The organism is Psychrobacter sp. DM4 (genome assembly GCF_051307035.1).
Lineage (GTDB): Bacteria > Pseudomonadota > Gammaproteobacteria > Pseudomonadales > Moraxellaceae > Psychrobacter.
The window spans coordinates 1,428,619-1,449,504 of the sequence record NZ_CP195536.1; the positions used below are offsets into that span (position 1 = coordinate 1,428,619).

A 20,886-nucleotide genomic window follows, 5' to 3' on the forward strand; every position below is an offset into this window, starting at 1 on the left:
TGATAACGAAGTGTTACCGTTTAATAAGATCGTTCTTTAAAAGGGTTATCTCTAACTGTGTTGGTTTTGAAGTTTCTCTGACTGTAATTTCGATGATAGGGACCATGCTATATCTAGACGCAAACTTCTAGCCAGTTCCGACTGACCACCACCTAACGATGACCATTGTGGTTTGCTGCGCGCTTTTTTGAGCTCGCTCGGTAGTTTATGCGCAGGCCACAGTATATTTGCACTATCTTCTATTGCACTATTAGAGTCTTGCAACTCTTCTTTAGGTATTGACTCATTTTGGTACAAGAGCTGAGTGGCATCGGTTGCCGCATGACCGCGATGACGAAGCGCTGTAAGAAGGTCTACCGCACGCGTTGCTAATAGGGTAAGCGTAGCGGGGTCAATATATAGACGTTTAACGCCAGTAATCATATCGGCAATGCTACTCGTATTCGAGAGTAAGCCGCCACCGATAGCACCTAATGCAGCGCCAAGTCCGAGCGTCGTACCAAGGGCCGCCGCATCGATACCTAAACCTAATAACGCGCCAGCAGCAGCGCCCGAAGTCGTTCGAATACCATAGCTTTTGAGTAGCTGCGGATCAAAGGGATCTTGCTGATAGGCTTGTAATTCAAGCGGGGTCGAGGCAACATCATTATCATAGAAGCGATATAGATTAAGTAACGTATTTTGCGTGGCGCGCTCACTTTGGCGCACTGCCTCTTGCATTTGTGTGAGTACTGGCAACGGGTCATCGCCTTCATTGATTTCACGGACAAAGGCGGCTACATTTAATAAAAAGTCTGCGATGATGATATTCGCCTCGTCATACAACCTTGCCCAATCCTCAGTCCGCCGCTGCATTAATTGCTCTAGCCTCTCTGAGCGGATAAGCATAGTCGAGAGGTTGTCCCATAGGCGCATCTCATCTTCAAACTCAAAAGCTACCGAGTCAAAACGAGTGGATATATGCAAGTTGCGACGTGCCAGCATTATCTGCCAGTCATCGATATTGGCGTCTTGGCTATCGGTGAAGTTAAATACAGGCATAACGGGTATCGCCGCCCAAGATAAAATCGCCAATTCATCTTTGTATTTACCCAGTACTGGCTCACGCGCATCAACGACATAGACTGCCATATCACTTGCTAATAATTGTCTAATGACTTTGGCTTCTTGACTATAGTCGTCAAAACCAGTGGCCGCACCAGTCGCTATGTCTGCCGCCAAAAACTGTTGCAAGCGCTCAATACCATCGCGGCGACTGGCAGTATTGTCCTCAAGCCAGTCCATAAGCCCCGAGGCATCTTCTAATCCTGGTGTATCATACAAAGTAACCAGCACTTCACCGGTCTGACTATCTGTCAGTTGCGCGCGCTCCACATGACGTGTAGTTGCTGCTTCGTTTTTGACTTCACCAAAATAAACATCACGCAGCAGGGTACGTAGTATGGAGGTCTTGCCCGTATTGGTATGGCCAACAACGGCTAATTTCAACGGCTCACCACTGCCAATCGTCGTTTTATTTTGCGTAGTAAGTGTGCTATCAACAGGCTCACTATTATCGTTATCGATTGATATAGGTTGCGATCGTTCAACGGTTCCTAGTGAACTATTAGTATTGTATTCTATAGCGTCATTGGTGCGCATAGGTGCATCATAAGCCTTATCAGCGAACAGACCTCTGCCTTTAGGTTTATTATTATTAGATTGATCATTATTCATAATAAGTGCTTAGTGTTTAGGGTACTTACGAGTGTAGCGTAAAATCAGCTTAAATATCGAAAGGAGTGAGCTAAAAAATCAGCTCTAGATATGCTCGCTTGCGTCATTTTATAATACACGTTACTGTCTATCAGTTACTAACCAGACCAATTTTACGAGCCGACAGGGCAGTCTGCCACTGCTGAACTCTTACATGATTTTGTTCATTATCGCCATCAACGCCATTTAACAGCTGAACGATTAATCCATTCTTAGCATGACTGGCGATGCTGTCAAGTTTACGTAGTGTACCGCGATCAGGTAGCGCTTGATTATGAATACCAAGCAGCACTTGCACAGGATGAGTGTCTAGATAGGTCGTTAGCCGTGTCATGTCATCTCGATCGTCAACGATACCGAAATTTTCAATCTTATCATCAAGACCTAACTGCCACCAGTGGTCAACATCATAAGGATACTCAAGTAACGCCACCAGTTTCTTACCAGTGCTCACCAACGCCTTTGGTGCAACAGGTGCAGACTTCTCAGTGAAATCATCAGCATCGACCACTTGGCGCTGCCAGAAGTTTATGATTTTTTGATAGTAAGGCAGTTTGGTATCCAAGCGCATCTTGCGGCGGCGGAACATAAGGGCACAAAACGCCCAAGCAATCGCACGCGGTACGATGCCATACATCAGCAAACTACCAATCAGTAGGCTTGACCATTGACGAGCAATAGACAAGGGCAGGGCATCTGTTACCAGACGGCTCTGGATGATCGACTCATTATCTGGAACACCAAAGCCGACCATACTAGGCAACCAACCAAGCACTTGAGTCAAGGTGATCAGCGCCTGATCGGAGAGTAACGTCGACTCCCAACTAAAGCTATACTGACGCACAATAAGTAAAAAGATAATCGCAAGCAGCATACCTGATAAGGTTGCAAGCCATAACTGATGACTAAATTTTCCTAGATACCAGCGCATACCACTGTGTTCTAATTGACGCTCATATAGTGTAACTGCCGCTTGGGTAACATCGTCCTTGCCTCGTATCAAACGATTGGGACTCACAAAACTAGCGAACCAACTTGGCGTTTGTTTGCCTTGACTCATGAGCGTAAGCACGAGCCAACCGACCAACATAACCGTATGAAACCCAAGTAGACAGACTAAAACATAAAAGAAATTGACCACATTGGCTTGTAGCAAGGTAAATAAACCCAAAAATCCTGAGATGCACCATACCACGCTCATGACCAGCATAATGCCTTTGATACGTCCGTCAATCTTGCCAAGAATTCGTGCCAGCGCGCCATTGCTATCGATACGGGTTGCACGGCGATGCAACTTTTGGATAGGCGTACCACCCTCGTTTTGCAACTTTTCGGTTATCAGTAGCGGATCGGTCGCAAACACATGCTGCTGGCTCTCAAGCGTACGCACCAGCTCGGTCAATTGATCTTGGGGTGATAGCATGGTTTGATATCCGTTTAAAAAGAGGCAGAATCGAGATTAAAAGTTAAAACGTAGCTTATCATAACCAAAATCGCATCAATAACAAAGCTATCAAGGTATGTAAAGCTAAAACATTAAGACTTATGACTACAAGACTACTGGTTCACAAAAGCTATGCTTCTCACGGTTTTGTCACAGTAAAGTTCACAAAAATCAGCCAAAATAAATCGTTAAGTCTATAGCGATGATAACATCAGTAATAAAGGATCTATTATGAACAAAACCTATCTCATCATCGGTGGTACAGGCGGTATTGGTCAGGCGATGGTTGAGCAGATCATAGAGACAAATAAAAACTCAAATCACAGCGTGCTGATATTCGCAACTTTCCACAGAACCGTGCCCAACATTAAGGCGGATAATGTGCATTGGCTACAGATGGATGTCGGTGATGAGGAGAGTATTGCACAAGCGGTCGATACTATTAGGCAGCACAGTATTCATTTGGACTGGGTAATCAACTGTGTCGGGCTACTTCATACAGATACCTCGCAACCAGAAAAAGCGCTTAGACAAGTGGAGACTGAATTCTTTTTACAGAATATGCAAATCAATGCTTTGGCAGGTTTGCTGATTGCCAAACACATCAAACCCTTACTATCTAAAGCTGAGCGCAGTGATGGCACGCCTGCGATATACGCAACCATATCCGCGCGCGTGGGTAGCATTAGCGATAATGAGCTTGGCGGCTGGTACAGCTATCGTATGAGCAAAGCGGCGCTCAATATGGGCATGAAAAACTTGAGTATAGAGTGGGGTCGTTCGTTAAAGAATGTTTGCATCGTAGTTATGCAACCAGGTACGGTGAACACGCAATTATCAGCACCTTTTCAGGGTAATGTCGCAGAGGGTCATTTGTTCTCGCCTGCTTATAGCGCTGAGTGCTTGCTCGACGTACTATCGGGTGTGACGGCGGCGCAATCAGGAAGTTTTGTGGATTGGTCAGGCGCGTCGATACCTTGGTAAATGAAGTCTTAAAGAAGTAAATCAACACAATGAAAAAGGGCGTGCCGTCATTTAATCAACGACACGCCCTTTTGGTTAAATAAATTAATTAGTCACAAACAAATCCATAAACTCGTTAACAGGTTTCTGCTCTAAACGCGATTGATCATTACATAGTGCGATGATTTCATCACAGCGCGTCTCCACAAAACGCGTGGCTAGATTGGCTCTGAATTTAGCCTCTAATATTGGAATACCAGCTGCGCGTCTACGTTTGTGTCCGATGGGGTATTCGATAGCCACCTTGTCGGTACTGCTGCCATCGTTGAAGAACACTTGAATGGCATTGGCAATAGAGCGCTTACTGGGATCATGATAATCCGTTGAGTAGCTCGGATCTTCTACTACCTCCATCTTGCGACGTAGCGGATCGATCAGCAGATGATGCTGCTCGTGATAGTCATCTTCGTAGTCCTCTGCCATCAGATCTCCCGTCAATAGGGCAACGGCAACCATATATTGCAAACAGTGATCACGGTCAGCGGGGTTGGACAACTCGCCTTCTTTTGAGATGATGCGAATCGCGGACTCATGAGTAGTCAGAACGATTTTGTCGATATCATCAATCCTATCTTCTATACGTGGATGCAAAATTACCGCAGCTTCACAAGCCGTTTGCGCATGGAACTCAGCGGGGAAGCTGAGTTTAAACAAGATATTTTCCATAACATAACTGCCAAACTCGCGCTGAAATCTAAACTGGCGCTCGCTCTCATGTTTTAATGCCAGATCTTTATTAGTATGGCTAAAGAGCACATCATAAAATCCCCATTGCGGCGCGGTCAAAGCGCCAGGAATACCCATCTCACCGCGCAGGGTAATATCCACTAGGCGTACCGCACGGCTAGTGGCATCGCCTGCCGCCCAGGATTTACGGCTGCCAGCATTGGGTGCATGACGATAAGTACGCAGCGCTTGACCATCGACCAAGGACTGCGAGATAGCTGCCATCATACGTTCGCGTGGCAGATTATAGAGCTTTGCTACAACAGCGGTTGAGGCAAGCTTGACCAAAAACACATGATCAAGACCGACACGATTAAAGGAATTCTCAAGTGCCAGCACGCCCTGAATCTCATGCGCCATAATCATCGCCTCTAGCACATGGCGCATAGTGAGTGGCACGTGCCCTCGGCTAATATTGCACTGACTGATGTAATCAGCCACAGCCAAGATACCACCGACATTATCAGAAGGATGTCCCCATTCTGCTGCCAGCCAGGTGTCGTTATAATCGAGCCAACGTACCATGCAGCCGATGTCAAAAGCAGCTTTGATAGGATCTAGCCTGTAAGCGGTACCAGGTACGCGCGCGCCATTTGGGGTGATTTGATCGGGGCTGTTTGGCCCTAAATGCTTGGTACATTCAGGGAAGCGCAGTGCTAGCAGACCGCAGCCAAGCGTATCCATCAGGCAGTGACGCGCAGTATGCCAAGCATCAGCGCTGTTTGGGGAGTCGTTATCGATAGAATAATCAAGGACGTAATCGGCGATTTTTTGAATCTCATCGTCGTATTCTGGACGGACGTTGCTCTCTACAGTAGACATAACTAGTACCTCTTCCATGAGTCAAATATGAATGTGCTATTAAAAGCTTTCTTAGTATCAGAAAACTAACAACAGTCATGACTCAAAAGTAGCACAGTCAATATCGACTCGCCAAAGGGTATTATGTTATGAATGTTTGTAGGACTAAGCGTCAAAAGACAAGATTTAGGTCATCAAATAAATCAGGCCAGCGATAAATAGCAGACCTAGTATCAAAAGTAAAAAGATAAGCGTATTCGCGACCACACCTGAGGACTCTTTTTTTACTTTCACCTTTTTAAGCACCTGCAATACCATTCTAACGTGTTCGATACCGTCCTCTAAATAACGCTCGCCTTCTACGACGAACCCTAACGACTCATAAAAAGGGAGCAAGTAGGTTTGCGCTGAGATGATGATGGGTTTTTTGCCGTATTTTCTGCGGCAGTATTGTATGGCATTCGTCATGATTTGACGTGCCAGCCCATAGCCTCTATGTTCAGGCAATACTAATACACGCCCGATAGCAGGCATAGCACCTGAGATCTGTTTTGAGGCGTGATACGGAGAAGTAGTCACGGATAAGTTGGTGGTCAGGGTGTTGACTTCAGGCGAAATAATTCGGCAATAACCGACAAGCGCTTCATCCTTGTGCGCGATCAGATGTAAGCAGTCAAAATCGACTTCGTCTATGTCTTGGTAGGGACAGTTTTGCTCTACCACAAACACCTGCGAGCGGGCTTTTAGAATGTGATAGAGGTCGACTGTCGTAAGCTCATCAAAGGTTTTTATTGAAAATTGGGTGCTCATAGGTCAATAACTTTTGGAATATTGGGAGTGAGAATAAAAATGTATTATAGTCGATACTTAATAAATTTTACTACTTATCAACCATTGATCGTCTGACTGATTTTATCTAAATTTAAGCTATCAGACATCGCAGTAAATATCTCGTAGTACTTACCGCGTTTCTCATATAACTCTTCGTGCGTACCCGTCTCAACGACTTGACCATTCTCTATCACCACCAAATCATCGGCATCGATAATTTGTGCGATGTTATGTGAGACCATAATCACCGTACGGTCTTGTTTGATTAGATCGAGGCTTTTTTTGACTTGTTGACTGGCGATAGCATCGAGGCTAGCGGTTGGCTCATCCAAAAACACAATCGGCGGATCTTTTAAAAACATCCGTGCCAGCGCAATACGTTGTTGTTGACCACCAGATAAAGACTTTGCGGTGCTCTCATAGCCATTGGCTAATTCTGATATTTGCTCATGGATAGAGGCTTTTTTGGCAGCCGTAATAATATCGTCGTCAGTGGCATTGATATCGCCATAACGAATGTTTTCGCTGATGGTGCCTGAGAATATATGATTGCTCTGTAATACTAGTCCAATGCGCTGGCGCAATTCATGCGTATCACAGTCTGCCAAATCATGACCGTCTAAGTATATCATGCCGCTATCTGGTGCATAAAATTTGACCAATAAGCTAATAATAGTACTCTTGCCCGCACCTGATAACCCGACCAAAGCGGTGATACGATTGGGGTGGATCTCAAAGCTTACATCCTTTAAGGCTTGCGTCCCATTAGGATAAGTAAAATCGACGTTTTTAAGCTCTATATGACCTTTTAGATCTTTGCTACTTCTACCGTCTATATTTTCAACTTGTTTATCATCGTCTAATATCTCAAAAAACCCTTCAGCATAGGTCAAAGCATTATTGATCTGATCGTAGATACGATGCAATTGACGAATAGGGGCAGCGACGTTTTGAAATAGCAACACGTGAAACAAAACCATGCCGATAGTCATCTCGCCCTTTAATACAAAGTAGGCGGTCAGCAGGATAATAACTACAATACCAATCTGCTCAATAAAGGTCTTAATTGCGTCATAAATAAAGCCAATACTACGAATACGTAGCTGATTATCGGTCATCTCATGCTGAATCTTGTAATGTTTATCCGCTTCAATTGACTCGCGGACAAAGGATTTGACCACACTGATTGAGTTAATTAAGGAGATGACTAAGCCGCTTTTGGCTTCTCGAAAGCCGCGCATCTCACGGCGAAAGCCTTGCAAGCGCCGCGCTTGTTTTTGACTGATAAAGAAGTAAATCGGGATGATAATCAGCCCAACTAGACCAATCCAAAAGTTGGTGGAGAACATGATAATCAGCGAGACCAGAGCGCTGGCAAACAGCGGCAGCATATCGATAAAGAAGTTTTGCACGAGGCTGGTCAAGCTCATAACGCCGTAGTCAATGCGAGTTTGCAATTTACCGCTGTCATTCTCAGAACTGGTATAAAACGCCATGCGATACGTGAGAATACGCTCAATAATACGCTGTGATAAATCGCGTGAGAGATTGATACGAATCTTTTCGCCATAAAAGCGCTGACCAAAAGAGATAAATATCGATAGTATTTCTTTAGTCAATAACACAACACTGATAATAGTGAGCATGCGCAAGCCTGCCTGCCAAGGATCAGCAAGCGTGGCAATTTCAGTCAAGGTATCAACGGTATAACGTAGTACAAAGGCATTTACCTGCGCGGTAAACGAACCCAATACCGTCAAGAGTAGGGTGAAAAGGATCAAGGTTTTGTAAGGTAAAGCAAATACAGCCAGCTTTTTTAGGATATTCCACAGCAACGCCCGCCGCTCAGTCTTTTTGACTGGCGGCTTTTTAAAGGGTGATTTGTTTAGATTAGAAGGGGTTGGCATAGAGGATTAGGATAAAGTAAATCGTTATAGATATCTGTAATAAAAGTGAGTCTAAGACGAGTCTTTAGAAAGCATCCGCAGGAACAAAAACTGCACCAACCATAATACGCCGCGCCGAACGACTCATGGAGACTTTTTTGGCTTGCCAGCGCCCATCGACCAATTCGGTTTTTCCGCCGACGAGCAATGTACCTGACGGATGACCAAACCGTACTTCAACAAGACTACCGCCGCCAGCCGATGCATTGACTAGCGTCCCTTGCGTGGTCGCGGCTGCGGCAATAGCGACTGCGGCTGTACCCATCATAGCGTGATGCAATTGACCCATACTCATGGCGCGTACGACTAAGTCAATCTCGCCTGCATCGACCGCTTTTCCACTCGATGCCGTATAGCTCTGCGCGGCTCCAACCCAAGCGATTTTTGGGATATGTTGGCTCGCTTGTGCCTCGCTCATATCTTTAAATAATCCCATCGCCACACCGCCTTTGGCACGGATTATCTCTAACTTGGTAAGTAGCTCGCTATTACTATTGATATCGCCTTGCAATTCAGTACCCGTAAAGCCCAAATCTGCTGCTTGCATAAAAATAGTAGGAATACCGGCACTAATAAAGGTCGCTTTTACGTTATCGGAATCTAAACCACAGCCCGACACATCGAAGTCATCGACCAAGTTGCCAGTAGGGAACATATCGCTGGTGGCATCGACAGGATCGATAAACTCAATTTTAACTTCAGCTGCTGGGAAGGTCACACCATCTAATTCAAAGTCTCCTGTTTCTTGAACTTGTACTTTGTTTTGTGCATCTAAATAGACTGGTACATGGGCAATAATCGTCTTACCGATATTTTCTTGCCAAATGCGTACTTCACAAATCCCGCTTTCAGCATCTTTATCGATGCTGTTATTAATTTTGTCGGCATCAACTAGACCCATATTAATGGCACAGGCACCGACGGCCGCGGTTAAGTTGCCACAGTTACCCGCCCAATCAATCATTGGTTTGGCAATATTGACTTGTCCGAACAGATAATTCACATCGTGATCTGAGCTAGAAGAGGCTGATAAAATAACCGTTTTTGACGTGCTAGAGCTGCCATTGCCCAAACCATCGATTTGCTTGCCGTAAGGATCTGGGCTGCCGATGACCCGTAATAGGAAGTTATCACGTGACTTGCCAGCGACTTGGCAACGCTCAGGTAAATCAGATAACTTAAAGAACGTACCTTTTGAGGTGCCGCCACGCATATAGGTGGCGGGGATTGAGATTTGTGGGGCGAATGTTGGTTGGGTCATGGTTGGAGTCCTTTATATAATTATGATTTTCATATAGTTTTATTGATAGTATAGATAAATATAAATTAGCTAAAAATGAAGAGTATTATGACGATAGATAAGCAGTGCAAGGAAATCTCAGAAAAAATTAAGCAGATTATGCAAGACAATCCAGACTTGTCTCACGCGTTTGTACGTTAGCTTCTAATCGCGCAGGCAGAGGTTGAAGCTGGACAGGTTGAGCCTTTTGAGTTTGATTAGAATTGATTAGTTTAGTAATGATAACGGCAAGATATAATAGTCAGGTAACGATCATCGACGGCATATACCAACCGATTGGCGTCATCGATGCGTCTTGACCAAAATCCTGATAGATTTTCCTTTAGAGGTTCAGGCTTACCAATACCTTCAAACGGACTTCGTTTACATTCTATGATTAACTTATTAAGGCGTTTGAGTGTTTTTTTGTCTTGCGTCTGCCAGTACAGATAGTCTTTCCAAGCGGCATCCGTCCACGCTAGCTGTCCACTCATAGCTCTGTACTCACCACAGTATTAAGCATCTTCAGCATCATTTTCACTGCCCAAATAAGTGTCAGCGTCGTTTATTTCTTCGTCATCTATCAAATCATGCACTGCCGTCTTGCCAGCTTGATACTGGGCAATTGATTTCGCTAGGTGAGCGGCATTAGCAGGTGATTTCAGTAAATAGACCGTTTCCATCAGGCTGTTATAATAATCAAGAGACATCACAACGGCATCATCAGCATCACGGCGAGTCACGATAGTGGCATTGGCATCGTCATTAACGGTGTCTAAAACCGATTTTAAATGCTTTCTTGCTTCTGAAAAACTAATCACTCTCATAGCTTACTCCTCTCACGACATGCTTCTTAACTTGTACAGTATATCGTACATATTACGCGGTTATTCATCATAATTCAATATTATAAGAAATAAAAAACCGATGTCGTATTCGCCATACAACATCGGCTCTGTTATAAGTAAAGATTTTTAACGCTTATACTGCATCAAGCGTCCCATCGATGAACTCTTTAGCAAAACGCTGGAGCATACCGCCAGAGTTGTACATTTTAACTTCATCAGCGGTATCTAAGCGGCAGATAACAGGGGTTTTATCGACGCTGCCATCAGTGCGATGAATAACTAACGTCATATCGCCGCCGGCTGACACATCACCTTCGATATCGAATACTTCTGTACCGTCGATGTTTAATGTCTCACGATCAACACCGTCTTTGAACTGGACGGGTAGTGCGCCCATACCGACTAGGTTCTGACGATGAATACGCTCAAAGTCTTCAGCGACGACCACTTCCACGCCAGCCAAACGAACCCCTTTAGCCGCCCAGTCACGGCTTGAGCCTTGACCATAGCCATCGCCTGCGATAATGATAAGCGGCTGTTCGCGATTCATATAGGTCTCAATCGCCTCCCACATACGCATGACTTGACCTTCAGGCTCTACGCGAGCGAGCGAACCTTGAATAACCTTGCCGTCTTCATCACGCACCATCTCATTGAGCAGTTTTGGATTAGCAAAAGTCGCACGTTGAGCGGTTAAATGATCGCCGCGATGGGTTGCGTATGAATTATAATCCTCGCTTGGTAGTCCCATTGTATCGAGATACTCGCCCGCAGCCGATGCGCCCATAATCGCATTGGACGGTGACATATGATCGGTGGTGATATTATCGCCAAGCACTGCGAGTGGACGTAAGCCTTTGAGCTTATTCATTGCGGCCATTTTACCTTCCCAATACGGCGGACGGCGGATATAAGTACTCATCTCACGCCAGTCATATTGTGGATCAATAACGGAGGCTTCGTTGCGACCCGCATCGGCTTTGGCCTCATCAAACATTGGAATATAAACTTCGTTAAATTGCTCAGGTTTAACGGACGCTTTTACGATTGCATCGACCTCGCTATCATCGAACCAGATATCTTTTAGATAAACGTCGTGACCGTTTTGATCTTTGCCAAGCGAGTCTTTTTCGATATCGAAACGGGTGTTACCTGCGATAGCGTAAGCGACAACCAGTGGCGGTGAGGCAAGAAACGCTTGCTTGGCGTGAGGATGGATACGACCATCAAAGTTACGATTGCCTGAGAGTACCGCGGTGCTAAATAGATCGCGCTCAATAATTTCTTTTTCGATTTCTGGATCAAGTGCGCCGCTCATACCATTACAGGTTGTACAAGCAAAGGCGACAACGTCAAAGCCCAATTTTTGTAGTTCAGGCAGTAGTCCTGCTTCTTCTAAGTACAGCTTAACGGTTTTTGAACCCGGCGCGAGCGAGGATTTTACCCAAGGCTTACGCACAAGGCCTTTTGCGACCGCATTACGAGCAACGATACCAGCGGCGACCATGTTGCGCGGGTTTGAGGTATTGGTACAGCTCGTAATCGCAGCAATAATGACCGCACCATCTGGCATTAAACCATCTTTTGGTTCAGGTAATTTATCACCTTCGCCATGGGCGATACCTTCAGTGACCAGATCAGTCGTTGATACGCGAGCATGCGGACGTGATGGGCCTGCGATATTACGCACGACTTTTGATAAGTCAAAACGCAATATGCGGTCGTATTCAGCATCAACCATGCCATCTGCCCAAAGCCCTGTTTGCTTGGCATAAGATTCAACGGTTTTGATCTGTTGTTCAGTACGACCAGTCAAACGTAGATAGTCAATCGTTTGCTCATCAATGGAGAACATCGCGGCGGTCGCACCATATTCTGGGGTCATATTTGAGATAGACGCACGGTCACCGACGGTGAGATTGCGCGCGCCGTCGCCATAAAACTCTAAATAAGAGGACACAACGCCTTCATCACGTAAGAACTCAGTCATTGCCAATACTAAATCCGTACCGGTGATACCTTCTTGTAATCTACCTGTTAGCTCAACGCCAATGATGTCCGGCAGACGCATATAGGACGGATTACCGAGCATCACGCTCTCAGCTTCTAAGCCGCCAACACCGATTGAAATAACACCGAGCGCATCAACCATCGGCGTATGGCTGTCAGTTCCGACTAAAGTATCAGGAAAGGCAATCGCATCGCCGTCTTGATCAGCAACCACTTGTACGACCGGCGACATTTTCTCTAAGTTAATTTGATGCATAATGCCATTACCGGGCGGTACGACATTGACGTTATCAAAGGCATACTGACACCAATTGATAAAGTGAAAACGATCTTCGTTACGGCGCTCTTCAATAGCACGGTTTTTCTCAAAGGCGTTCTCTTCAAAGCCTGCATGCTCGACGGCTAAAGAGTGATCGACGATCAATTGCGTGGGTACGATGGGGTTTACTTTAGACGGATCGCCGCCTTCTGCTGCGATTGCATCACGAAGGCCTGCCAAATCAACAAAGGCCGTTTGACCCAAGATATCATGACAGACAACGCGCGCAGGATACCATGGAAAGTCGATATCTTGCTTACGATAGATATGCTGTGACAAGGCTTCGGTCAAGTCCTCTGGCGGGCAGCGGCGTACTAAGTTCTCACACAGTACCTTTGAGCTAAACGATAGCTTGGCATAAGCGCCAGGCTCGATATCATTGATCGCTTGCTCTACATCGAAATAATGCAAATCGGTATTGGGTAGAGGCTTTTTAAATTGCGCGTTCATGGTTTGCGGATTAACTTGCGTTAAGGGCTGCTTATTGTCAGTGCTCGTTGGCATGGCGTGCGTTCCTTTGTAAGTGAATTAAAATAATTTATTGAGCAAAATTTATTAGCGTGAATAGACTTTGCTCAATAAATAATAAGAATAATCAAAATAGTATGTAGGATGCGTCCAGCACACCCTACAATCTTTCACATCAAACATTGATATTTAGAACGATTAACGAGCGCTCATATCAGGCACGTCTCTTGGCTCTTCACCGATGTACTCTGCGCTTGGACGTATAATACGGTTGTTACCGCGTTGCTCAAAGACGTGAGCGGCCCAGCCTGTCAGACGTGAGCACACAAATATCGGTGTAAACAGCTTGGTTGGGATACCCATAAAGTTATAGGTTGAGGCATGGAAAAAGTCAGCATTACAGAACAGTTTTTTCTCGCGCCACATTACCTCTTCACAGCGTACTGATACCGGATAGAGCACCGTATCTCCAACATCTTCAGCGAGTTTTTCAGCCCACTTTTTGATAATGACGTTACGCGGATCAGACTCGCTATAAATCGCATGACCAAAGCCCATGATCTTGTCTTTGCGCGCCAGCATACCCATCATCTCCTCTTCAGCCTCATCAGGCGATTTGAAGCCTTCAATCATATCCATCGCCGCCTCATTTGCGCCGCCGTGCAAGTTGCCACGTAGCGAGCCGATAGCACCTGTAATACAAGAGTGAATATCAGAGAGGGTAGAGGCACAAACGCGTGCGGTAAAGGTTGAGGCATTAAACTCATGCTCAGCATAAAGAATCAATGACACATTCATCACCTTAGTATGTAGCTCGTTTGGCTTCTCGCCTTTTAGCAGATGCAAAAAGTGACCGCCAATCGTGTCATCGTCTGTTTCGGTTTCGATGCGCACGTTATCATGCGTGAAGCGATACCAGTAGTTGATGATGGATGGGAATACCGCGAGCATGCGATCGGTCTTGTCGTTCTCTTGGTCAAAGTCGGTTTCGGTCTCAAGATTACCGAGCATAGAGCAACCGGTACGCAAGACATCCATAGGATGCGCCGTCGCTGGAATACGCTCTAATACGTCTTTTAGCGCTTGTGGTAATCCGCGTAGTGTTTTGAGTTTGGCTTGATACTCATCAAGTTCGCTTTGAGTGGGCAGATTGCCATAAAGTAGCAAATAGGCCACTTCTTCAAAGATACATTTTTCTGCCAAGTCTGAGACATCATAACCGCGATAGGTTAGACCTGAGCCTGATTTACCAACAGTAGATAATGAGGTCTTGCCTGCGACTTGACCGCGCAATCCTGCGCCTGATAGTTCCTTCTGTGCTGCCATAATACATTCCTTTTTGGTGGCTTTTTGGGTGGTACGGTTTTTATAGTACAGTGAAATTTTCACGCTTTACTGACTTACAAACAGTGAATCGCTTTACTTGTTGTCCGCAAATAATTTATCCAGCGTTTGCTCAAACTCATGATAATTCAAAAAGTCATAGAGCTCCATACGGGTTTGCATGGTATCGACGACTTCTTCTTGCGTGCCGTCATCTAATAGATGCTGATAGACATTGAGTGCAGCTTTATTCATCGCACGGAACGCTGATAGTGGGTAGAGCACCATATCGACGCCAACACCATGCAATTGCTCAGTGGTATATAGATCAGTCTGACCGAACTCCGTCATATTGGCAAGGACGGGGATATCGAGCACATCGGTAAATTTACGATACATCTCGATATCGGTCAAGGCTTCAGCGAATATCATGTCAGCGCCTGCATCAGAGAAGGCCACTGCTCGTTCAACGGCAGCGTCTAAACCTTCGACAGATAGCGCATCAGTACGCGCCATAACGACAAAATCAGGGTCAGTTTTGGCATCCAGTGCCGCTTTTAAGCGATCGACCATCTCTGAGATGCTGACAATTTCTTTATTAGGGCGATGACCACAGCGCTTTTGAGCGATTTGATCTTCGATATGTACTGCCGCCACGCCTGCTTTTTCCATCTTCTTAACACTTTGGCTAATGTTAAAGGCGCCGCCCCAACCGGTATCAATATCGACGAGCAATGGCGTATCAACGGCATCAGTGATACGGCGCGCGTCTTCTAATACATTGTCGAGACTCGTCATACCCAAATCTGGCAGGCCAAATGAGGCATTGGCAACGCCGCCACCAGAGAGGTACAAAGCTTTATGACCGACTTGTGTGGCCATCATCGCAGTATAAGCGTTGATAGTACCGACGATCTGTAGCGGTAGATTATTATCGTTCTGCGCTTTCATAGCACTGCGAAAGCGTGCGCCAGCTGATGAAGTCATGATGATGTCCTTACGTAGAGAGGTTAGCTGATTGTCTTTTATACTTTGATTTTAGTGTTAGACGCTAAAATGCTTTAATGGTTTTTGACTTAGAGTACATCTAATCACTAACATTGCATAGCGTACAAAACCTATGGTTATTAATATAAAATTAATTGTATGTTAACTAAAAACTAAATTATTTATAATATGAATAACTACATGTCTAAATCAACATCATACGTTATCTTCTATGTATATTAGCCTATAAATTTTTTTCTAAAATAGAATGTATTTTACATTTAGTTACATATGAATATAATTTTAAGATAAGTAGCTTATAGCTCACTGTTGGCGCATACAGTAGTTGAAAGTCATATTACAAAAATGCCTTTTTAGCTTAGCTAAAAAGGCATTTTGAAATTAGTGAGTATGTTCTCTAGTCCTTATTTACCCAAATAGTCTCGCTAAGTTCGCTAAGAACAACAGTGTAAAACCCCCTAAAAATAGTAGCCCAGCGATGGAATAGGCGTTCATACCAGCAGACATTTGTTTGTGGACTTTTACCAAAGAGTAATTCAGCCAACCAAAGATTGGCGCTGAGACAAAGGCTGATATCATAGCAAATTTAAGCATAGCGCCGAGTTGTCCGGTGAAGAAGGTAATGATAACCAGACCGCCTCCGATAGCGTAAGTCGTCCAAAAGGCAATTTGCTTTTTATTGATCTCATTCTCACCTTTGAGCAAGCGCCAACATTCAGCATTGGCGCGACCGTAGCCATCTGCGCAAGTGATTGTGGTGCCAAACATGCACATAAAGGCTATGAAGGCGACCAGTAAGCGCGACCATTCACCGATAGTGGCAGTATACATATTGATGAGCTGATTGATATAAGCGCCGCCTACCAGCTCAATCTCTTGCCCTGAGCCATACTGAACAAACACGCCAAGCGATAAAAAGAATAGCGCTAAGACAGCAGAAACTAAGAACCCAACATTGAAATCAAGCAAGCCTTGGCGATAAGTGGTGTTATCCGCTTTTCTTTTAGCGGACGTCCACATCGAGGTGATCGCTGCGAACTCAAGGGGCGCAGGCATCCATCCCATGAGCGCCACGATAAAACCCAAAGTTGCCAGATTCCAAGGGGAGGCGACTACAAAATCAGCAGTCATCACCGCAGGCTTACCAGCAGCAATGACAACAGCAGCGACCGTCGCTGTCGTTAGGGCAATCATAATCCATTTGGTCACCCCGTCTAATAACTTGTAGTGACCTGCAAGCAAAAACACCCAGCAGACGACAACGATAATGAGCGATAGCGCTATGGTTGAAAGACCCAAAGAGGCGGGCAGCATAAAGCCTAATATGACTGCTGCGATCAAGGACACAGCGCCCGTACTGATCACCGCAGACAAGATTGAGAGGATGAAGTACACCCATAGATAGGCTTTTGAGCGTTTGGCATAGCCTGCGATTAGACTCTCGCCCGTGTCATAAACGTATTCGGTAGCAAAACGAAAAAAGGGATATTTGAAAACATTGGCAAGAATAATCATAATCGCCAATTGCCAGCCGTATATCGCGCCTGCCTGCGTAGAGGAAATTAGATGTGAGCCACCAATAGCAGCGGTCGCCATCAAAATACCTGGGCCAAAAATTCGCCAGCTAAACCCTTTTTCTTGTAGTGGGTTTGCCGTATTGTTCATAGATTGTGTGCTCATAATTGTCTCAAAATCATTATAAGTGTTTTCAAATATCAGCCGACTTTATCATATATACCAAGAGGCAATCTATGCAAAATTCTGCTTACTAAGTAAACCTCTGCGCACAGCTACTATCATCTAATTTAGTCAGCTATTTGGGTATCTAATTTACACAAACTGTTGACGACGATAAGTGATACCGCGCTGCTCATAGACCTCATAAATAGCATTAAGAAAATCAGGCACTTTTGGATGGACAACATCTTTGAGGGTATGTAAATAGATAGGAGAGGTGACGTTTTCGTGAATAAGCCGCTGATAACTTATTTGTTCAGCGCGTACCGTTTGTAAGCTTGCGGGCACCAGCGTAATGCCTTCACCAGCAGCAACTAAGCTTAGCGCCACCTGCAAGTCGCTTACCTTTGTTGTCATTAGCGGCGTGATACCATACTGCGCAAATAGATGAAGCAGCGGCTCAGTGATGGCGTTTTCGATAATGGGCGTTGCATTAATTGGCACTGCGCTTGGCGTTGCATCTGTCATTACAGAGATAGCAGGCGGCAAATGAGTTTGATGATAGAGGATCAAGCGATTATTCACCAAGTCTATTAAGCGCTGATCACGAGTATGAGCTAAGGGGTGGGTCTTGGGTAGCGCAACCATATAGCGCTCATGGCGTAGCAGGATCTGCTGAATCCAAGGGTCGCGATGCGCAAAACGTCCAAGTCCAACATCGATATCACCGCTCTTTAGTGCCTCGATTTGTTGATAGGAGCTAATGTCTTTGAGATTGACCTCGATGTCAGGACGACGGCGCTTGAGCGCGGCGATAATCTCAGGCAGCAGCCCATATAACACTGATGGCACAAAACCGATAGTGAGCGCCGTACTTGGGTTAGATAGACGCTGGGTCATGCTAGTGACGGTCGCAAGCTCTGTTAGCACCGCACTGATTTTGTCATAAAAAAACTGCCCAGACTCGGTCAGTTGTAGGGGTCGATGATACCGATCAATCAGCTCGACACCTATGTCTGTCTCTAGCTGCTTTAGCATACGACTAAGACTAGGCTGAGAGATACCCGTGCTCCTCGCCGCCAAGCTAAAGCTTTGACAATCGGCAATAGCGATGAAAACGTTCAGCTGTTTGATGTCCATAAATAGTACTCTTAGAGTCTTACGTTGAACGACACAAGCGACTCCTTTTGCCCTTTATCAAATAAAACAATTAGATAAGACAAGGTGGAGGTAGAATCAGGCGCTGGCATAGTTATTGCTTATTTCCTAGTGTAAGAGGTGACAAACCATCAGTCGATGATAAGTCTATCTGAATTCTAACAGCAAAAATGGCATGGTGTGCTATGAGTGACTTAAATAAAAATAAGATGCGTGATCAAGAAGATTTGAGTGATTCTAGCGATATAGAGCCTTACTCTATATATGATGGCTTAAGTGCTGAAGAGCTAAGTTTTTTTGCAGATGGCGAGGTGCAAACAGTTGAGGATAATGCGGTAGAGATATCTGCTAAATACGATGATACTCAGCGATCTGACGATATAGACATTAATGACAGAATATCTGCTCATTTAACTCATAAAACAAGTCACGAGAGCCGCTTAGAAAAAAACAAAAAAACGAACACCGATACTAAAAGTTTATTTTTTATTGGTTTAATCGTAGCGCTATTGATCAGTGCTACTGTGGCAGCAGCTATAGTACTCTTGAATATCACTGGAAAGATAGATTTAATGAGTGTGTTTTCAGGCGATACTAACGTAGAGAACGTCTCACCAGTCTTAGATGATACGACGGCTGTACCTATTAATGATAACTTAGATGCAGGTTTGGATGCAGATGTTAATAGTGAGCCCCTGCCAGTAACAGATACGGCCACAAACACTAACGAAGCAAATTTGGAGCTTTTGACAACCAAACCTGCTAGCGCGAACTTAGATAGTGCTATAGATAGTAATAATCAGCAAAGTAATGCTATACCGACACCTAATAATGATGACAGTCAGAACACAGAAATGAGCCTTGAAGAGTTTATGCAAGAGTCTGATGTCACGTTGTATCGCGATACTTCAGAATAAGGTCTTATTTTTTATAAAGCATGGCTATCCGTTATTCTGTTGCCCGCTAATAAATAATATGCCAGCTGTCATTTAGACAATAAAAAAGCAGATACTGTTTAGAGTACCTGCTTTTTTACGTGCAAAAACTCACTACTATAAATAGTTGCTATGATTAAATATTGATTACTGCTGCGGGGTAATTAAATACTTCTCGCCAGTCGCTTGCTTACCATAAGCGGCGATAGACTTTAAGTGTAAAACCTCAGGTAATGACACTTCATGAGTATAGCTACTAGCAAAGGTGGTCGTGATCTCATCTGCCACGCGCTCACGCATTTTCATAACAGTTTTAGTGCCCAATTTACCGAGTGCATTGAACAACAAGAAACCGCCAACGCCCCAAGAAAAACCAAAGTTGCGATTAAGGACAATAGGACCTCGGTTTAGTCCGCCATATACATAGACTTGCTTAAAGGTATTAGAGCCGTACACGCTGTACTCTTCAACGTCGCGTGTGATAGCGGCTTCCATACAGTTAAGGATATCGCTAGTTAGCTGACCGCCGCCGATAGGATCAAAGGCGATAGTAGCGCCCGTCTCGATAATCGCTGTCGTCAAATCGGTGAGGAATGACTCGCTGCTTGAATTGACCACATATTTTGCGCCCATATCACGTAGCAAAGTTTCTTGCTCTTCTTTACGCACGATGTTAATCAGATCAATACCATCAGCCATACAGATACGGTTGAGCATTTGACCAAGGCTTGAGGCGGCTGCCGCATGTACAATCGCTTTGTGACCTTCAGCGCGCATGGTTTCAGTCATTGCAAGTGCGGTTAGCGGATTAACAAAAGAGGACGCGCCTTCTTTAGCCGTTGTGCCTTCTTTTAATTCCAAGCAGCTTTGCACATTGACGCAGTGATATTGACGATACGTACCGCCACCGATGACCGCAACGGTTTTACCCATTAAGGCTTGCGCCGCCGGTGAGGATCCTGCGGCGACCACAGTGCCAGCGCCTTCATTACCGACAGGCGTATCTTTGCCCACGCGGGTTTTGACGGCTGGCATGAACTTGGCAGGAACGTCTGCTGTGATAACTGGGTTTTGCTCGTTGCCTGATTGCGCGGCAGTAGACATGTCAGCGACGCTAAACAAAATCGCTAAATCAGATGGGTTAAGCGGCGCAGCTTCAATACGTACCACAACTTGGTCGTCATTTGGCTGCGGCATCTCGATATCTTGCAAAGATACGGTAAGTTTGTTGTCAGCACTGATAGTAGAGATGAGTTGTATGTTTGTATCGCTCATAAGGTTTGCTCCTGCAAATGGTTAAAGGCATTAGACAAAGTGTCTTTTGTTGATCGTAAA

Annotated in this window: 16 protein-coding genes; 2 read left to right on the plus strand and 14 right to left on the minus strand. The window is 45.0% G+C overall.

Going from position 1 to position 20,886, the window contains the following annotated elements; translation table 11 throughout:
- Window positions 1-51: 51 nt before the first annotated feature.
- Complete coding sequence (locus tag ACR64G_RS06090; RefSeq protein ID WP_435978434.1) at window positions 52-1,716, minus strand: DUF3482 domain-containing protein; 1,665 nt, start codon at window positions 1,714-1,716, stop codon at window positions 52-54.
- 130 nt (window positions 1,717-1,846) lie between these two features.
- Complete coding sequence (locus ACR64G_RS06095) at window positions 1,847-3,178, minus strand: DUF2868 domain-containing protein (RefSeq protein WP_435978435.1); 1,332 nt, start codon at window positions 3,176-3,178, stop codon at window positions 1,847-1,849.
- 252 nt (window positions 3,179-3,430) lie between these two features.
- Between ACR64G_RS06095 and ACR64G_RS06100 the strand changes: the two genes are divergently transcribed.
- Window positions 3,431-4,183 carry an SDR family oxidoreductase gene (locus ACR64G_RS06100; protein WP_435978436.1) on the plus strand — a complete coding sequence of 251 codons (753 nt, stop codon included), beginning with the start codon at window positions 3,431-3,433 and terminating at the stop codon, window positions 4,181-4,183.
- 84 nt (window positions 4,184-4,267) lie between these two features.
- On the opposite strand, the gene ACR64G_RS06105 is transcribed toward ACR64G_RS06100, so the two are convergent.
- The 11 genes from ACR64G_RS06105 to ACR64G_RS06155 all read right to left on the minus strand — a co-directional run bounded on the left by ACR64G_RS06105 (window position 4,268) and on the right by ACR64G_RS06155 (window position 18,598).
- On the minus strand, window positions 4,268-5,770 hold the full coding sequence (locus tag ACR64G_RS06105) for a bifunctional 2-methylcitrate dehydratase/aconitate hydratase (RefSeq protein WP_435978437.1): 1,503 nt from the start codon (window positions 5,768-5,770) through the stop codon (window positions 4,268-4,270).
- 165 nt (window positions 5,771-5,935) lie between these two features.
- Entirely contained in the window at window positions 5,936-6,559 is a 624-nt protein-coding gene (locus ACR64G_RS06110) for a GNAT family N-acetyltransferase (RefSeq protein ID WP_435978438.1), read from the minus strand.
- A gap of 77 nt (window positions 6,560-6,636) precedes the next feature.
- Complete coding sequence (locus ACR64G_RS06115) at window positions 6,637-8,487, minus strand: ABC transporter ATP-binding protein (protein ID WP_435978439.1); 1,851 nt, start codon at window positions 8,485-8,487, stop codon at window positions 6,637-6,639.
- A gap of 64 nt (window positions 8,488-8,551) precedes the next feature.
- On the minus strand, window positions 8,552-9,787 hold the full coding sequence (gene prpF / locus ACR64G_RS06120) for a 2-methylaconitate cis-trans isomerase PrpF (protein WP_435978440.1): 1,236 nt from the start codon (window positions 9,785-9,787) through the stop codon (window positions 8,552-8,554).
- A gap of 251 nt (window positions 9,788-10,038) precedes the next feature.
- A complete protein-coding gene (locus tag ACR64G_RS06125; RefSeq protein WP_435978441.1) occupies window positions 10,039-10,299 on the minus strand; it encodes a Txe/YoeB family addiction module toxin in 261 nt (86 codons plus the stop codon).
- A 21-nt stretch (window positions 10,300-10,320) separates the two neighbouring features.
- Window positions 10,321-10,632 (minus strand): type II toxin-antitoxin system Phd/YefM family antitoxin, encoded by a 312-nt coding sequence (locus ACR64G_RS06130; protein ID WP_435978442.1) that lies wholly within the window; start codon window positions 10,630-10,632, stop codon window positions 10,321-10,323.
- Between the two features lie 154 nt (window positions 10,633-10,786).
- On the minus strand, window positions 10,787-13,432 hold the full coding sequence (acnD, locus tag ACR64G_RS06135; RefSeq protein ID WP_435980659.1) for a Fe/S-dependent 2-methylisocitrate dehydratase AcnD: 2,646 nt from the start codon (window positions 13,430-13,432) through the stop codon (window positions 10,787-10,789).
- A gap of 216 nt (window positions 13,433-13,648) precedes the next feature.
- On the minus strand, window positions 13,649-14,776 hold the full coding sequence (gene prpC / locus ACR64G_RS06140) for a bifunctional 2-methylcitrate synthase/citrate synthase (protein ID WP_435978443.1): 1,128 nt from the start codon (window positions 14,774-14,776) through the stop codon (window positions 13,649-13,651).
- Window positions 14,777-14,869: 93 nt separating this feature from the next.
- Window positions 14,870-15,760: a methylisocitrate lyase gene (prpB, locus tag ACR64G_RS06145; protein WP_435978444.1), complete on the minus strand. Its 891-nt coding sequence runs from the start codon at window positions 15,758-15,760 to the stop codon at window positions 14,870-14,872.
- A 429-nt stretch (window positions 15,761-16,189) separates the two neighbouring features.
- On the minus strand, window positions 16,190-17,461 hold the full coding sequence (locus tag ACR64G_RS06150) for an NRAMP family divalent metal transporter (protein WP_435978445.1): 1,272 nt from the start codon (window positions 17,459-17,461) through the stop codon (window positions 16,190-16,192).
- A gap of 150 nt (window positions 17,462-17,611) precedes the next feature.
- Window positions 17,612-18,598: a LysR substrate-binding domain-containing protein gene (locus tag ACR64G_RS06155; protein WP_435978446.1), complete on the minus strand. Its 987-nt coding sequence runs from the start codon at window positions 18,596-18,598 to the stop codon at window positions 17,612-17,614.
- Window positions 18,599-18,801: 203 nt separating this feature from the next.
- On the opposite strand from ACR64G_RS06155, the gene ACR64G_RS06160 reads away from it, so the two are divergent.
- Window positions 18,802-19,533, plus strand: a complete 732-nt coding sequence (locus ACR64G_RS06160) for a hypothetical protein (protein ID WP_435978447.1) — start codon at window positions 18,802-18,804, stop codon at window positions 19,531-19,533.
- A 165-nt stretch (window positions 19,534-19,698) separates the two neighbouring features.
- Here ACR64G_RS06160 and ACR64G_RS06165 read toward each other — a convergent pair whose 3' ends face one another.
- Window positions 19,699-20,826, minus strand: a complete 1,128-nt coding sequence (locus ACR64G_RS06165) for a zinc-binding dehydrogenase (RefSeq protein WP_435978448.1) — start codon at window positions 20,824-20,826, stop codon at window positions 19,699-19,701.
- Window positions 20,827-20,886 lie beyond the last annotated feature (60 nt).

What these genes read in the sequence shown, in the direction of transcription:
- ACR64G_RS06115 (WP_435978439.1), bottom strand. Translation starts at nt 8,487, where the DNA reads ATGCCAACCCCTTCTAATCTAAACAAATCACCCTTTAAAAAGCCGCCA.
- ACR64G_RS06155 (WP_435978446.1), bottom strand. Translation starts at nt 18,598, where the DNA reads ATGGACATCAAACAGCTGAACGTTTTCATCGCTATTGCCGATTGTCAA.
- prpB (WP_435978444.1), bottom strand. Translation starts at nt 15,760, where the DNA reads ATGACTTCATCAGCTGGCGCACGCTTTCGCAGTGCTATGAAAGCGCAG.
- prpC (WP_435978443.1), bottom strand. Translation starts at nt 14,776, where the DNA reads ATGGCAGCACAGAAGGAACTATCAGGCGCAGGATTGCGCGGTCAAGTC.
- ACR64G_RS06110 (WP_435978438.1), bottom strand. Translation starts at nt 6,559, where the DNA reads ATGAGCACCCAATTTTCAATAAAAACCTTTGATGAGCTTACGACAGTC.
- ACR64G_RS06125 (WP_435978441.1), bottom strand. Translation starts at nt 10,299, where the DNA reads ATGAGTGGACAGCTAGCGTGGACGGATGCCGCTTGGAAAGACTATCTG.
- ACR64G_RS06130 (WP_435978442.1), bottom strand. Translation starts at nt 10,632, where the DNA reads ATGAGAGTGATTAGTTTTTCAGAAGCAAGAAAGCATTTAAAATCGGTT.
- ACR64G_RS06160 (WP_435978447.1), top strand. Translation starts at nt 18,802, where the DNA reads ATGAGTGACTTAAATAAAAATAAGATGCGTGATCAAGAAGATTTGAGT.
- acnD (WP_435980659.1), bottom strand. Translation starts at nt 13,432, where the DNA reads ATGAACGCGCAATTTAAAAAGCCTCTACCCAATACCGATTTGCATTAT.
- ACR64G_RS06100 (WP_435978436.1), top strand. Translation starts at nt 3,431, where the DNA reads ATGAACAAAACCTATCTCATCATCGGTGGTACAGGCGGTATTGGTCAG.
- ACR64G_RS06105 (WP_435978437.1), bottom strand. Translation starts at nt 5,770, where the DNA reads ATGTCTACTGTAGAGAGCAACGTCCGTCCAGAATACGACGATGAGATT.
- ACR64G_RS06150 (WP_435978445.1), bottom strand. Translation starts at nt 17,461, where the DNA reads ATGAGCACACAATCTATGAACAATACGGCAAACCCACTACAAGAAAAA.
- ACR64G_RS06090 (WP_435978434.1), bottom strand. Translation starts at nt 1,716, where the DNA reads ATGAATAATGATCAATCTAATAATAATAAACCTAAAGGCAGAGGTCTG.
- ACR64G_RS06095 (WP_435978435.1), bottom strand. Translation starts at nt 3,178, where the DNA reads ATGCTATCACCCCAAGATCAATTGACCGAGCTGGTGCGTACGCTTGAG.
- ACR64G_RS06165 (WP_435978448.1), bottom strand. Translation starts at nt 20,826, where the DNA reads ATGAGCGATACAAACATACAACTCATCTCTACTATCAGTGCTGACAAC.
- prpF (WP_435978440.1), bottom strand. Translation starts at nt 9,787, where the DNA reads ATGACCCAACCAACATTCGCCCCACAAATCTCAATCCCCGCCACCTAT.